The organism is Streptomyces sp. Je 1-79 (assembly GCF_025195125.1).
GTDB lineage: Bacteria > Actinomycetota > Actinomycetes > Streptomycetales > Streptomycetaceae > Streptomyces.
Genome location: NZ_JAMGSL010000007.1, coordinates 145,798 through 161,249, shown reverse-complemented (window position 1 = coordinate 161,249; position 15,452 = coordinate 145,798). Strand labels below are relative to the sequence as shown.

Genomic DNA, 15,452 nt, shown 5'->3' with positions numbered 1-15,452 from the left:
ATCCGTCCATCTTGAGCTCGCAACGTCAAGGAGGACGAATGGCGGGGCTCTTCAACCCAGAACTGACCGGACACCCCACTTCTCTCGCCGCCGCGGTACTGACGGACGGGAACCGTACGATCGTCATCGTCATCGCGGTCGTCGCGCTGGCGGCCCTGGTCGTCGCCCAGCTGCTGGTGCGCCAGGTGCTGGCCGCCGGTGAGGGCACCGACTCGATGAAGGAGATCGCCGCCGCCGTACAGGAAGGTGCCAACGCCTATCTCGCGCGGCAGTTGCGCACTCTCGCGGTCTTCGCCGTGATCGTGTTCTTCCTGCTGATGCTGTTGCCCGCCGACGACTGGTCGCAGCGAGCCGGGCGTTCCCTGTTCTTCCTGGTGGGTGCGCTTTTCTCGGCGGCCACCGGATACATCGGCATGCGGCTGGCCGTACGGGCGAATGTACGCGTGGCCGCGGCCGCCCGAGAGGCGACCCCGGAGCCTGGAGAACCGGAAAAGGATCTGACGACCGTCGCGCACAAGGCGATGAAGATCGCTTTCCGCACGGGCGGAGTGGTCGGCATGATCACCGTGGGCCTCGGCCTGCTCGGTGCCGCCTGCGTCGTCCTCGTCTACGCGGCCGACGCGCCCAAGGTCCTGGAGGGCTTCGGCCTGGGAGCGGCGCTCATCGCCATGTTCATGCGTGTCGGCGGCGGCATCTTCACCAAGGCCGCCGACGTCGGCGCCGACCTGGTCGGCAAGGTCGAGCAGGGCATCCCCGAGGACGACCCGCGTAACGCCGCGACCATCGCCGACAACGTGGGCGACAACGTCGGCGACTGCGCCGGCATGGCCGCCGACCTCTTCGAGTCGTACGCCGTCACGCTCGTCGCCGCCCTCATCCTGGGCAAGGCGGCCTTCGGCGACCTCGGGCTCGCCTTTCCCCTGATCGTCCCGGCGATCGGCGTGGTCACCGCGATGATCGGCATCTTCGCGGTCGCCCCGCGGCGCGCCGACCGCAGCGGAATGTCCGCCATCAACCGCGGCTTCTTCATCTCCGCGGGGATCTCCCTCGCCCTGGTCGCCATCGCCGTCTTCGCCTACCTGCCGTCCTCCTACGCCGACCTCAAGGGCGTCACCGAGCCCGGGATCAACGACCACCCCGGCGACCCGCGGATCCTCGCCCTGGTGGCCGTCGCCATCGGCATCGTCCTGGCCGCCCTGATCCAGCAGCTCACCGGCTACTTCACCGAGACGACCCGGCGACCGGTCAGGGACATCGGGAAGTCCTCGCTGACCGGGCCCGCCACCGTCGTCCTCGCCGGTATCTCCATCGGCCTGGAGTCCGCCGTCTACACCGCTCTGCTCATCGGCCTCTCCGTCTACGGGGCGTTCCTGCTCGGCGGTGCGTCGATCATGCTGGCGCTGTTCGCCGTCGCCCTGGCCGGCACGGGTCTGCTCACCACGGTCGGCGTCATCGTCGCCATGGACACGTTCGGCCCGGTCTCCGACAACGCCCAGGGCATCGCAGAGATGTCCGGTGACGTCCAGGGCGCGGGTGCCCAGGTCCTCACCGACCTCGACGCCGTCGGCAACACCACCAAGGCCATCACCAAGGGCATCGCCATCGCCACCGCCGTCCTCGCGGCGGCGGCGCTCTTCGGCTCGTACCGCGACGCGATCGCCACGGCGGTCGCCGATGTCGGCGCCAGGGCCGGCGAGATCACTCTCTCCATGGACATCTCGCAGCCCAACAACCTGTTCGGGATGGTTCTCGGCGCCGCGGTCGTCTTCCTCTTCTCGGGGCTCGCGATCAACGCCGTGTCGCGCTCGGCCGGCGCGGTGGTCTACGAGGTGCGGCGGCAGTTCCGCGAGCACCCCGGGATCATGAACTACACCGAGAAGCCCGAGTACGGGCGCGTGGTCGACATCTGCACCAAGGACGCGCTGCGCGAACTCGCCACGCCCGGGCTGCTCGCCGTGATGGCGCCGATCGCGGTCGGCTTCGCGCTCGGCGTCGGCGCTCTGGGCGCGTACCTCGCCGGGGCCATCGCCACAGGCACGCTCATGGCGGTGTTCCTCGCCAACTCCGGTGGCGCCTGGGACAACGCCAAGAAGCTCGTCGAGGACGGACATCACGGCGGCAAGGGCAGCGACGCGCATGCCGCGACCGTCATCGGCGACACCGTCGGCGACCCGTTCAAGGACACCGCGGGACCGGCCATCAACCCGCTGCTGAAGGTGATGAACCTGGTCGCGCTGCTGATCGCGCCCGCCGTGGTGCAGTTCAGCTTCGGCGACGACGCGAGCGGCGGACTGCGGGCGTTGATCGCGATCCTCGCGATCGTCGTCATCGTCGGCGCGGTCTACGTCTCCAAGCGACGCTCCGTGGTCGTGGGCGACGACACGAGCGACGACGTGGGTGACAAAGGCAACGCCGCGCAGCGGGCGGCGACCTCGCCGGACACACCGGTGATTTCGTAACACCAGGTCAGGGGACGGGCGGGCAGCACGTGTTGACGTGCTGTCCGCCCGTCGCCATGGGTGAGTGAGACGTGTCTCCCTTGGTGCAATCGGCTGCAATAGGGGATGAATCCGTCGCACGAAAGGTGGATGTCGCCCGTTCGGCGTGTATGTTCCGGGGCCGAGAGCCTTGGAAGGGACCGATCCGGTGAACAAGAAGCTTGCTGTCGCGCTGTCCGGCGTCACGGTACTGGTGCTCACGCTGTCCGGCTGCAGCGACGACGGCGACAAGGTGAACGACTGGGCCAAGACGGTCTGTGACCAGGCGAAGCCCCAGATCCAGAAGCGGGCCGACGCCCAGCAGCTGATCATCTCGACGGCTGCCGACGGCAAGCCGGCGGACATCCAGGCCGCCGACTCGAAGGCCTTCCAGGACATCGCCGACGCGGACCGGGCGCTCGCCAAGTCCATCGAGGCCGCAGGAGCGCCGCCCGTCGACAACGGCGAGAAGCTCCAGCAGGACGCGGTCAAGGAGCTCAACGCCACGGCCGTCGCCTACGTGGGCCTGAAGAAGCAGGTCGACGCGCTCGACCCCAGCAACCAGCAGAAGTTCGCGGACGGTCTGCAGGATGTCGCCGACGGCCTGAAGCGGATCGAGAAGATGGACCAGGACGCGCTGGCCAAGCTCCAGTCCGGCGAGCTGGGCACGGCGATGGCGAAGCAGCCGGGCTGCCAGAAGGCGACCCCCTCGGTCGCCCCGAAGCCCGGCTCCACGCCGTCGGGCAAGACGTCCGCCACGCCGTCGGGCAAGGCGTCCGCCACGCCGTCGAGTTCCGCGAGCAAGAGCGGCGAGTAGCCCGCCAGGCGCGGGCCGCATCCGCGGCGGTCAGGGGCCGTACAGCGCGGCCGCCACGTCGTCTCGCGCGTCAGGCGCAGGTCGTACGAGGGGTCCCGGGCGGGCGCGGCTCGCCCGGGGCCCTTCGCGCACCCATACGGCCGGGGCGGGTCCCGGCGCCTTTCTCGGGACGGGACTTCGGGCCGGGCGGGGCTGACGCGGCAATGTCGGTGGCGCCCGCCACAATGGTGGGGTGAGTACGACCAGCCTGACCTCCCGCCTCCCCGTCCCCGCGCACGCCGCCCGGCTCCGCGAAGCGCTGCTCGCCGCCGACTTCACCGCCGACGGCCTGCTCGAACTCCTCGGCGCCCCCGCCTACGCCGCGCTCGCCCGCAGCGAGACCGTGCCCGCGCTGCGGGCCACCCGGGGGGACTCCCCGCTGGAGACCCTCGTACGGCTCTTCCTGCTCCAGCGCCCCGTCCCCGCCGCCCGTGCCGCCGCCGCGCTGCCGCTGGAGGAGTGCCTGGCCGACGGCTGGCTGATCCAGGCGGCTGCCGAGGACGGCGTCGACGAGGACCGCGTCGACGGGGCCGATCGGGAGGCCGATCAGGTCGGAGCGGCCGTCGACATCAGGCCGTACGGCGGGCCCGACGGGCAGGACTGGTTCATCGTCTCCGACCTGGGCTGCGCGGTCGGCGGGGCCGGCGGCATCGGCAGCAAGGACGAAGGTGTCGTCCTCGGCGTCGGCGGCGCCTCCACCACGCTGGCCGGCATCACGGTCCGTACGCCGGTGTCCTCCGCGCTCGACCTCGGCACCGGTTCCGGCATCCAGGCACTGCACGCCGCCCAGCACGCCACGCTGGTCACCGCGACCGACCTGAACCCGCGCGCCCTGGACTTCACCCGGCTCACCCTCGCGCTCTCCGGGGCCCGCGAGGCCGAGCTGCTCCAGGGCTCGCTCTTCGAGCCGGTCGACGGCGACACGTACGACCTGATCGTCTCCAACCCGCCGTTCGTCATCTCGCCCGGCGCGCGCCTCACCTACCGCGACGGCGGGATGGGCGGCGACGACCTGTGCCGCACGCTCGTACGGGAGGCCGGGGAGCGGCTCAACGACGGCGGTCACGCGCAGTTCCTCGCCAACTGGCAGCACGTCGAGGGCGAGGAGTGGCAGGACCGGCTGCGCTCCTGGGTGCCGCCCGGCTGCGACGCCTGGATCGTGCAGCGCGAGGTCCAGGACGTCACCCAGTACGCCGAGCTGTGGCTGCGGGACAGCGGCGACCACCGCTCGGAGCCGGCGGAGTACGCGCGGCGGTACGGGGCGTGGCTGGACGAGTTCGAGGCCCGTAAGACCAAGGCGGTCGGCTTCGGCTGGATCACGCTGCGCAGGAACGCCGCCGTGGCCTCCGGCGCGGTCGAGCCGTCGATCGTGATCGAGGAGTGGCCGCACCCGGTCGAACAGCCGCTCGGTGACACCGTGCGCGCCCACTTCGAGCGGCAGGACTATCTGCGGACGCGTGACGACGCGGCCCTGCTCGCCGACCACTTCACCCTCGCGCCCGAGGTCGTGCAGGAGCAGGTCGGACTGCCGGGTGCCGAGGACCCGGAGCACGTGGTGCTGCGGCAGAACCGCGGCATGCGGCGCGCGACCAGGGTGGACCACGTCGGGGCCGGTTTCGCCGGTGTCTGCGACGGGACGCTCAGCGCGGGGCGGATCCTGGACGCGATCGGTCAGCTGATGGGCGAGGACCCCGTGCTGCTGCGGGACCGCACCCCGCAGGCCATCCGGGTCCTCGTGGAGGAGGGCTTCCTGCTCCCGTCGCCCTCGGCGTGACGACGTGATCGGGGACGCACCGGCACGCGAGCGGTGACGGCCGCCCGCCCCCGATGTGATCGGGGACGCACCCGACGCACCCGGCGCGCCCCGCCGCCTTCGTGTGATGTGACGAACGTGGTGCCGGGGGAGAGGGGCACTACCGGCCATATTCGTGAACCCGTCCCGGACCCTCCGCGTCGTTCACCCGGAATTCGCACCCACGATGCCGGGAGGTGCCAGCCTCGGCCTCCAGGGGCCACGGGGGCCCGTGAAGGGAACGGGGTACGGGCATGGAGAGCGGTCCTGCGATCTTCGCCGGAACGGCGTTCGCGCTGTTCGGAGCCGCACTGCTGCTGTGGACGGGGGTCCGCGTGGCGCACGGCGAACCGGTCGCGCTGGGGGTCGGCACCCGGGCCGCCGCCACGCTGACGACGATCTTCGGACTGACTTTCCTTCTTCTCGGTGTGTGGTGCTTCGGGCGGGCGTGACGACGTCGTTCCGCTTGCTCGCGCCTCACCGGTCCGGGAGTCCGGGCGGCAGGAATGCCAGGAGTCGGGTTACCGTTCGAGTGGCCGTTGCGGGCTTTTGCCGTTTGACACGGGGGCGGGTTGTACCGTCACACTCCGCAGCGACGGCAGCGTCACCGAGCGTGCCGCCGCCATACGTGCCAGCGCCGTACGTGCCACCGAGCGTCGACCGGAGAGAAGAGCGAAGTTGTCCCCGACCAGCGAGACCGCACAGGGCGGCCGCCGACTCGTCATCGTCGAGTCGCCTGCCAAGGCGAAGACGATCAAGGGCTACCTCGGCCCCGGATACGTGGTCGAGGCGAGCGTCGGGCACATCCGCGACCTCCCCAGCGGCGCGGCCGAGGTGCCGGAGAAGTACACCGGCGAGGTGCGCCGGCTCGGTGTCGACGTCGAGCACGACTTCCAGCCCATCTATGTCGTCAATGCCGACAAGAAGGCCCAGGTCAGGAAGCTCAAGGAGCAGCTGGCCGGGGTCGACGAACTCTTCCTCGCCACCGATGAGGACCGCGAGGGCGAAGCCATCGCGTGGCACCTCCTCGAGGTCCTGAAGCCCAAGGTTCCCGTCCACCGGATGGTCTTCCACGAGATCACCAAGGACGCGATCCAGGAGGCCGTCCGCAACCCGCGCGAGCTGAACAAGCGCATGGTGGACGCCCAGGAGACCCGCCGTATCCTCGACCGGCTCTACGGCTACGAGGTCTCGCCGGTCCTGTGGAAGAAGGTCATGCGAGGCCTCTCCGCGGGCCGCGTCCAGTCCGTCGCCACCCGTCTCGTCGTCGAGCGCGAGCGTGAGCGGATCGCCTTCCGCTCCGCCGAGTACTGGGACCTGACCGGCACCTTCTCCACCGGCCGCGCCGGTGACCCCTCCGACCCGTCGTCGCTGGTCGCCCGCCTGAACGCGGTGGACGGCAAGCGCGTCGCGCAGGGCCGTGACTTCGGCGCCGACGGGCAGCTGAAGACCGCGAACATCCTCCACCTCGACGAGGAGAAGGCGCGGGCGCTCGCCGCCTCGCTCGCCGACACCTCGTTCAGCGTCCGGTCGGTCGAGTCGAAGCCGTACCGCCGCTCGCCGTACGCCCCGTTCCGTACGACGACCCTCCAGCAGGAGGCGAGCCGGAAGCTGGGCTTCGGGGCGAAAGCGACCATGCAGGTCGCCCAGAAGCTGTACGAGAACGGCTTCATCACGTACATGCGTACGGACTCGACGATCCTGTCGGACACCGCCGTCTCGGCGGCCCGGGCGCAGGTCACGCAGCTGTACGGCGCCGACTACCTGCCGGAGAAGCCGCGCGTCTACGCGGGCAAGGTCAAGAACGCGCAGGAGGCGCACGAGGCGATTCGTCCTTCGGGTGATCGTTTCCGCACCCCCGCGGAGACCGGTCTGACCGGCGACCAGTTCCGGCTCTACGAGCTGATCTGGAAGCGGACCGTCGCCTCCCAGATGAAGGACGCGACCGGAAACTCGGTCACGGTGAAGATCGGCGGCCGCTCCGCGGACGGCCGGGACGCCGAGTTCAGCGCCTCCGGCAAGACGATCACCTTCCACGGCTTCATGAAGGCATACGTGGAGGGGGCAGACGACCCGAACGCGGAGCTGGACGACCGTGAGCGCCGGCTGCCGCAGGTCGCCGAGGGCGACGCGCTCTCCGCCGAGGAGATCACCGCCGACGGCCACGCGACCAAGCCTCCGGCCCGCTACACCGAGGCCTCGCTGGTCAAGGAGCTGGAAGAGCGCGAGATCGGCCGCCCGTCGACGTACGCGTCGATCATCGGCACGATCCTGGACCGCGGTTACGTCTTCAAGAAGGGCACGGCCCTCGTGCCGTCCTTCCTGAGCTTCGCCGTGGTCAACCTGCTGGAGAAGCACTTCGGCCGGCTCGTCGACTACTCCTTCACCGCCAAGATGGAGGACGACCTCGACCGCATCGCGCGGGGCGAGGCCCAGGCCGTGCCGTGGCTGAAGCGTTTCTACTTCGGCGAGGGCGCCCCCGAGACCACCTCCGGTGGCGCCGCCGACGCCGGGAACGGCGACGGCGACCACCTCGGCGGGCTCAAGGAGCTGGTGACCGACCTCGGCGCGATCGACGCCCGGGAGATCTCCTCCTTCCCCGTCGGCGAGGGCGTCATGCTGCGCGTCGGGCGGTACGGCCCGTACGTCGAGCGTGGCGAGAAGGACACCGAGGGCCACCAGCGGGCGGACGTGCCCGAGGACCTCGCGCCCGACGAGCTGACGGTCGCCTACGCCGAGGAGCTGTTCGCCAAGCCGAGCGGCGACTTCGAGCTGGGCGTGGACCCGGTCAGCGGGAACCAGATCGTCGCCAAGGACGGCCGGTACGGCCCGTACGTCACCGAGATCCTGCCCGAGGACACCCCGAAGACCGGCAAGAACGCGGTGAAGCCGCGGACGGCCTCGCTCCTCAAGTCGATGGCGCTGGACACCGTGACGCTGGAGGACGCGCTCAAGCTGATGTCCCTGCCGCGAGTGGTGGGCGCGGACGCGGAGGGCGTCGAGATCACTGCGCAGAACGGCCGCTACGGCCCGTACCTGAAGAAGGGCACGGACTCGCGGTCGCTCACCGACGAGGAGCAGCTCTTCACGATCACGCTGGAGGAGGCGCTCGCGATCTACGCGCAGCCCAAGCAGCGTGGCCGGGCCGCCGCCAAGCCGCCGCTGAAGGAGCTGGGCACCGACCCGGTCAGCGAGAAGCCGGTCGTCGTCAAGGACGGTCGCTTCGGCCCGTACGTGACGGACGGCGAGACGAACGCGACCCTGCGGACCGGGGACAGCGTCGAGGACATCACGCCCGAGCGCGGTTACGAGCTGCTGGCGGAGAAGCGGGCCAAGGGGCCGGCGAAGAAGACGGCCAAGAAGGCGCCGGCCAAGAAGACGGCCGCCAAGAAGGCGACCGCCAAGAAGGCCGCGCCGGCGAAGAAGACGGCGGCCAAGAAGACGACCGCGAAGAAGACGACGACGGCGAAGAGCGCCGCGGCGAAGACGACGGCCGCGAAGTCGGCGGCGTCGAAGCCCGAGTAGGGCTCTGACCGGGTAAGGGGCGGGGGTCATGGACCCCCGCCCCTTACGTGTTTCCCGGCCACCCGACGTTTGTTCGGGTGGAGGCCACGGGGAGTCAGAGGGTCCGGATAGGGTGGACGGATGACGCGAGCAGAGCAGCCAGACTCCGACGTCGCGCTTGTCGCAGACTCCAGGGAGCGTGCCGTACGGGCGCTTTTGCGCCATCAGCCCTTGAGAAGGTTGTGGAGCGCGCAGTTCGTCGGTGGGACCGGTGACGCACTCGCCGTACTCGTCCTGGTCCTCCTCGGGCTCCAGGCCGCCGTCTCCGAGGGCGCGTTCGGGGGCGGATACCGCGGCGCGGCGTTCGCCGTCGCCGCCGTGATCGGTGCCCGGCTGCTGGCCTCGGTGCTGTTCGGTGCCGTCCTCCTCGGGCCGCTCACCACGCTGACCGGGCCCGCGGGCCTGCTCGACCGGCGCTGGACCATGATCGGCGCCGACGGTCTGCGGGTCGCGCTGCTCGTGATCGCGCCCCTGTGGATCGACTGGGTGCCGAACAAGGCGCTCGGCTTCCTGCTCGGCACCGTCTTCGTCGTCGGCGCCGCCGAGCGGCTGTGGACCGTGGCCCGTGAGGGCGCGGCCCCCGCGCTGCTGCCCGCGCCGCCGCCGGAGGGCGCCGCCGTGCGCCCGCTGCCGGACCACCTCGACGCGTTGCGCCGGCTGTCGCTGCGTACCGGCTTCCTGGCCGTACCGGCCGCGGCCGCCGTGCTCCTCGTCGCCACCCTGCTCAGCAACCTGCTGGGCACCGGTATCGAGTGGTTCTCGCTGCACCAGGCCGCCCTCGGTTCGTACGTCGCCGCCGGCCTGTTCGCCGCCTCCGTCTCCGTCCTGTACTTCATCGAGCTGCCCGGCGGACAGACGCCGAGGCCCCGCTCGCCGCTGGAGGGCCTGCGCCGTCCCGCCTCCGAGAAGGGCCGCACGGGCGCGGTCGGGCTGCTCGTCCTCGCCTGCGCCACGGTCGCCGGCGCCATCGCCGCCGCGGCCGCGGTCTCCGTCCTGCACGCCTACGACCTCGGCGGCGGTCCGGTCACCTTCGCGCTGCTGATCCTGGCGCTGAGCGGCGGCACCGCCGTCGGCATCCGGACGGCGGGCTCCGTGCTCCCCGCGCTCTCCCGCCGCCGGCTCCTCGCCCTCGCGATCGCCCTCACCGGTGTCGCGCTGCTCGCGACGGGCCTCGTGCCGGACACGGCGACGGTCCTGCTCCTCGCCGTGCTCGCCGGGTACGCGGCCGGTGTCGCCGCCAACACCGGTCACACCCTTGTCGACCAGGAGACCGAGGACGCCCGGCGCCCCCGCGTCACCGAGCACCTGCAGGCCGTCGCCCGCGTCGCCATGGCCGTCGGTGCGCTCGGCGCGCCGCTGCTCGCCGCCGCGATCGGGCCGCACCGGCTCGCCTCCGGCAGCTTCGTCTTCGCACACGGCGGCGCCGCGTTCACCCTGATGCTGGTCGGCGCGCTGCTGCTGCCCGTCGCAGCCCTCGTCCTGGCCAAGACCGACGACCGGGCCGGCGTACCGCTGCGCCGCGACCTGCGCGACGCGCTGCGCGGCGCCGACCCGGCGCAGGCGCCCGCCCCGACCGGCTTCTTCATCGCCCTGGAGGGCGGCGACGGCGCCGGCAAGTCCACCCAGGCCGAGGCGCTCGCCGACTGGATCCGCGCCAAGGGCCACGAGGTCGTCGTCACCCGCGAACCGGGCGCGACCCCGATCGGCAAGCGGCTGCGCTCGATCCTGCTCGACGTCTCCAGCGCCGGGCTCTCGAACCGCGCCGAGGCGCTGCTCTACGCCGCCGACCGCGCCGAGCACGTCGACTCGCTGGTCAAGCCCGCCCTGGAGCGCGGCGCCGTGGTGATCTCCGACCGGTACATCGACTCGTCCGTCGCCTACCAGGGCGCCGGCCGGGACCTCTCGCCGACCGAGATCGCCCGCATCAACCGCTGGGCGACCGGCGGTCTGGTCCCGCACCTGACCGTGCTGCTCGACGTCTCCCCGGAGACCGCGCGGGAACGGTTCACCGAGGCCCCGGACCGGCTGGAGTCCGAGCCGCCGGAGTTCCACGCGCGCGTGCGGGCCGGTTTCCTCGCGCTGGCCGCCGGTGACCCCGGCCGCTACCTCGTCGTCGACGCCGGCCAGGAGCCGGAGGCCGTCACCACCGTCGTACGGCACCGGCTCGACCGGATGCTGCCGCTGTCCGAGGCCGAGGTGAAGGCCCAGGAGGAGGCGCGGCGGAAGGCCGAGGAGGACGCCAGGCGCCGGGCCGAGGAAGAGGCCGCGCGCAAGGCGGAGGAGGAGCGTCTTGAGCGCGAGCGCCAGGAGCAGCTCGCCAGGCTCCGTGCCGAGGAGGAGGAGCGCAAGCGCCAGGAGGAGGAAGAGGCGCGGCGCCGCGAGGCGGAGCGCCAGGCCGAGGAGGCGCGCCGGCGCGCCGAGGAGGCCCGGCTGGCCGCCGAGGAGGAGCGCAAGCGGCGCGAGGCCGAGGAGAAGGCCCGCCGCGAGGAGGACGAACGCCGCCGCAGGCAGGCCGAGGAAGAGGCCCGGCTGCGGGCGGAGGCGGAGGAGCGCCGCCTGGAGAAGCAGCGCAAGGCCGAGGAGGCCCTGCTGCGGGCCGAGGAGGCACGGCGTCTGGCCGAGGCCGCGGCGGCGAAGGCCGCGGAGGAGGCGGCCCGGAAGGCGGCTGCCGAGGCCGCGGAGAAGGCCGCCGCCGAGGCCGCCCGCGCGGAGGAGACGAGGAAGGCCGCCGACGCCGCCCGTGCGGAGGAGACGCGGAAGGCCGCCGAGGCGCAGCGAGCCGCGGAGGCGAAGCGGGCCGCCGAGGCCGCCGAGGCACGGAAGGCGGCCGAGGCCGCTGCCGCGAAGGCCGCGGAGGCCGCCCGCGCGGCGGGCATGTCGGCCAACGAGGTGACCGTGGCGACCCCCGTCGTGCGGCCCGACGACGTGACGCAGACGGTGCCCACGGTCTCGCCGAACGAGATCACGGTGCCGACGCCCGTCGTCGACCCGGACGGCACGGTCTCGCCGAACGAGATCACCGTCCCGACGCCGGTCGTCGACCCGGACGCCGTCCGGCCCGAGGCGGAGACCTCGGTGCTGCCGCAGGTGCGGGACGCGGACGAGACGTCGGTGCTGCCGCCGGTGCGGGCGGCCGACGAGACGGCCGTGCTGCCGCCGGTGCGGGCCGCCGACGAGACGGCCGTGCTGCCTCCCGTACGGGGGACGGATCCGGCCGACCGGGTTCCGCCGGGGATCTTCCGCGACGAGCAGTCCGCCGGCTCCAACGAGCAGACGCGCGAGCTGCCCCAGCTCGACGACCAGGGCCGCCCGCGCCGCCGCTCCGACTGGGCGGAGGAGACCCCGCTCGACGACCTCCCGACCCTGGCGGACGAGCTGCTCGGCCCCCACGACGACGAGGGCGACGGCCGGCGCCGACGCCGCTGAGGTGAGGCGGGTACGGACGGGGGTGCGGCCAGGCCGCACCCCCGTCCGGCGTTCCCGGGCGGACCCGGGCCCGCGCGAGTCGGCCGGGTCGCCCACAGCCGACCCGGGTCCTCGCGGGTCGGCGCGGGGCGCCCCGTCGTCCTGGTCACCGCAGCCCCTGCGCGTCACCCGGCTCGTCCCGGTGTGTCAGAGGGGTGCCCCACAATGGAGGGCGTACCTGAGGAGGGCACATGGCCGTATGGGACGACCTGGTCGGACAGACGAAGGTGGAGGAGCAGCTGGCCGCCGCCGCGCGGGACGCCGACGCGCTCGTGACCGCCCACGCCGCCGGTGAGGCCGCCCCCGAGGCGTCCAAGATGACCCATGCCTGGCTGTTCACCGGGCCCCCGGGATCCGGCCGGGCGACCGCGGCGCGGGCCTTCGCCGCCGCGCTGCAGTGCGTGAGTCCGGACCGGGCGCTGGGCGGGGCGCCCGGATGCGGCTTCTGCGACGGCTGCCACACCGCGCTCGTCGGGACGCACGCCGACGTGGAGGTCGTCCGCACGGACCTGCTCTCCATCGGTGTGAAGGAGACCCGCGAACTGGTCCGGCGGGCCCAGCTGTCGCCCGCCGTCGGCCGCTGGCAGGTGATCGTCCTGGAGGACGCCGACCGGCTCACCGAGGGCGCGGGCAATGTGCTCCTCAAGGCCGTCGAGGAGCCCGCCCCGCGCACGGTCTGGCTGCTCTGCGCGCCGTCCCTGGAGGACGTGCTGCCCACGATCCGTTCCCGTTGCCGCCACCTGACCCTGCGCACGCCCCCCGTGGAGGCGGTCGCCGACGTGCTCGTACGCCGGGACGGCATCGATCCCCAGGTCGCGGCGGCCGCCGCGCGCGCCACCCAGGGCCACATCGACCGTGCCCGCAGACTCGCCACCGACGAGCGCGCCCGGGCCCGCCGTGCCGTCGTCCTCAAGCTGCCGCAGCGGGTCGGGGACATCGGCGGCTGCCTCAAGGCGGCCCAGGAGCTGATCGACGCGGCGGGCGAGGACGCCAAGCAGGTCGCCGAGGAGATCGACGTCAAGGAGACCGAGGAGCTGAAGGCCGCGCTCGGCGGTGGCCAGGGAAGCCGGATGCCGCGCGGCACGGCGGGCGCGATGAAGGAGCTGGAGGAGCGCCAGAAGCGGCGCAAGACCCGTACGCAGCGGGACAGCCTGGACCTGGCGCTGACCGACCTCACCGGGTTCTACCGTGACGTGCTCACCCTGCAGCTCCGGACGCGGACGCCGATCGCCAACGAGGACGTACGGGACGCGGTGGAGCGGATCGCCCGGGACACCGCACCCGAGCGGACCCTGCGCCGGATCGAGGCGGTGCTCGCCTGCCGCGAGGCGCTGGACCGGAACGTCGCGCCGCTGCTGGCGGTGGAGGCGATGACGATGGCGCTACGGGACTGACGGCGGTGGCCCTGCAGAGGCCGGGGCGTCGGCACCAGCGCCGCCACACGGCCCAGCCACCGTCGGGGCCGGGCCTCCCGGCGCGGTAGGTACGGGCTGGCGTCCCCACGCGCGGGGTCGGGCATCCCGGCGCGATACGGGCCCGCATCCACGCACGGGGCCGGGATCGCGCGGCGCGATATGGGGCCCGCGTCCACGCGCGGGCTCGGGCTCGCCCGGCGCGATACGGGCACCCGTCCACAGAATTGGACACGCTCCGTACCCGTACGGATACCCTCCGGGAATGGACTCCAGGCGTTTGCTCCGCACGTCCGCCACGGCCCTCGCGGCCGCCGGGCTGATCCTCTCCGGCTGCACGGGCGGAAGCGACGCCGCCGCGCCTTCGGGCCCCTCGGCGGCCGCGCCGCCGGCAGCGGCCGTAACGCCCGATCCGGCCCTGCGGAGCTTCTACGGGCAGCAGCTGGCCTGGCGGGACTGCGGTGTGCCGACGTTCCAGTGCGCGACGCTCCGCGTCCCCATCGACTACGCGAAGCCGACGGCCGGTGAGATCAAGCTGGCCGTCTCGCGGGTGGCGGCCACCGGCCCCGGGAAGCGGCTCGGCTCGCTCCTGGTCAACCCCGGCGGACCGGGCGGCTCCGCCGTCGGCTACCTCCAGGGGTACGCGGGCATCGGCTACCCCGCCCCGGTCCGCGCCCGTTACGACATGATCGCCGTCGACCCCCGCGGGGTGGCCCGCAGCGAGCCCGTCGAGTGTCTGTCGGGGCCGCAGATGGACACGTACACCCAGGTCGACCAGACCCCCGACGACGCCGCCGAGACGACCGCCCTGACCGCGTCCTACAAGGGCTTCGCGACGGGATGCGAGAAGAGTTCGGGCGCGCTCCTGGCGCATGTCTCCACGGTCGAGACGGCGAAGGACATGGACGTCCTGAGGGCCGTGCTCGGCGACGAGAAGCTGACCTACGTCGGCGCCTCGTACGGCACCTTCCTCGGCGCCACCTACGCCGAGCTGTTCCCCGGCCGCGTAGGGCGCCTGGTCCTGGACGGGGCGATGGACCCCGCGCTGCCCGCGATCGACCTCAACCGCGACCAGACGGCCGGCTTCGAGACGGCCTTCCGGGCCTTCGCGGCCGACTGCGTCCAGAAGCCGGACTGTCCGCTCGGCACCTCCTCCGTCGACGCGGCGTCGGACGCGCTGAAGGGTTTCTTCCGCGCGCTCGACGTCAACCCGGTGCCGACCGGCGAGAGCCGGAAGCTCGGCGAGTCCCTGGCGACGACCGGGGTGATCGCGGCGATGTACGACGAAGGGGCTTGGCCGCAGCTGCGCGAGGCGCTGACGAGCGCGATGAGCGGCGACGGCGCGAGCCTGCTCGCCCTGGCGGACAGCTACTACGAGCGCGAGCCGGACGGCACGTACGCGAACCTGATGTACGCGAACGCCGCCGTGAACTGCCTGGACCTCCCGGCGTCCTTCGCCGGCCCGGCGGACGTCGAGAAGGCGGTCCCGTCCTTCGAGAAGGCGTCCCCCGTCTTCGGCGAGGGCCTCGCCTGGGCCGCCCTGAACTGCGCCTACTGGCCCGTCCCCCCGACCGGCCGCCCCCACCGCATCACGGCCGAGGGCGCGGCCCCGATCGTCGTCGTCGGCACCACGCGCGACCCGGCGACCCCCTACAAGTGGGCCCGGTCCCTCGCGGACCAGCTGAGCTCCGGCTCGCTCCTGACGTACGAGGGCGACGGCCACACGGCGTACGGACGTGGAAGCGACTGCATCGACTCCGCGATCAACACCTACCTCCTGGAGGGCACGGCCCCGAAGGACGGCAAGCGCTGCACGTGAGGGGTGGCGCGGGCCACTCGGAGGGTGGTCGGGAGCACCCCGGAAACTGTGTAGACTTGGCGAGGCC

8 protein-coding genes are annotated in these 15,452 nt (G+C 72.7%); all 8 read left to right on the top strand.

Features of this window, described 5'->3' with window-relative positions:
* Positions 1 to 38: 38 nt before the first annotated feature.
* The 8 genes from M5362_RS15890 (at position 39) to M5362_RS15855 (ending at position 15,385) form a co-directional block, all read left to right on the top strand.
* The gene (locus M5362_RS15890; protein WP_260228190.1) at positions 39 to 2,459 is read left to right on the top strand and encodes a sodium-translocating pyrophosphatase; all 2,421 of its coding nucleotides are present in this window, start codon (positions 39 to 41) and stop codon (positions 2,457 to 2,459) included.
* Positions 2,460 to 2,646: 187 nt separating this feature from the next.
* Positions 2,647 to 3,294, top strand: coding sequence for a small secreted protein (locus M5362_RS15885; protein WP_260228189.1), 648 nt, complete (start codon positions 2,647 to 2,649; stop codon positions 3,292 to 3,294).
* A gap of 232 nt (positions 3,295 to 3,526) precedes the next feature.
* Positions 3,527 to 5,107, top strand: a complete 1,581-nt coding sequence (locus M5362_RS15880) for a methyltransferase (protein ID WP_260228188.1) — start codon at positions 3,527 to 3,529, stop codon at positions 5,105 to 5,107.
* Between the two features lie 272 nt (positions 5,108 to 5,379).
* Positions 5,380 to 5,577, top strand: a complete 198-nt coding sequence (locus M5362_RS15875) for a hypothetical protein (RefSeq protein WP_260228187.1) — start codon at positions 5,380 to 5,382, stop codon at positions 5,575 to 5,577.
* A gap of 226 nt (positions 5,578 to 5,803) precedes the next feature.
* Complete coding sequence (gene topA, locus M5362_RS15870) at positions 5,804 to 8,650, top strand: type I DNA topoisomerase (protein WP_260228186.1); 2,847 nt, start codon at positions 5,804 to 5,806, stop codon at positions 8,648 to 8,650.
* A 120-nt stretch (positions 8,651 to 8,770) separates the two neighbouring features.
* Entirely contained in the window at positions 8,771 to 12,115 is a 3,345-nt protein-coding gene (gene tmk / locus M5362_RS15865; protein WP_260228185.1) for a dTMP kinase, read from the top strand.
* 230 nt (positions 12,116 to 12,345) lie between these two features.
* On the top strand, positions 12,346 to 13,548 hold the full coding sequence (locus M5362_RS15860) for a DNA polymerase III subunit delta' (RefSeq protein ID WP_260228184.1): 1,203 nt from the start codon (positions 12,346 to 12,348) through the stop codon (positions 13,546 to 13,548).
* A gap of 283 nt (positions 13,549 to 13,831) precedes the next feature.
* Positions 13,832 to 15,385, top strand: coding sequence for an alpha/beta hydrolase (locus tag M5362_RS15855; protein WP_260228183.1), 1,554 nt, complete (start codon positions 13,832 to 13,834; stop codon positions 15,383 to 15,385).
* The last annotated feature ends 67 nt before the right edge of the window (positions 15,386 to 15,452 follow it).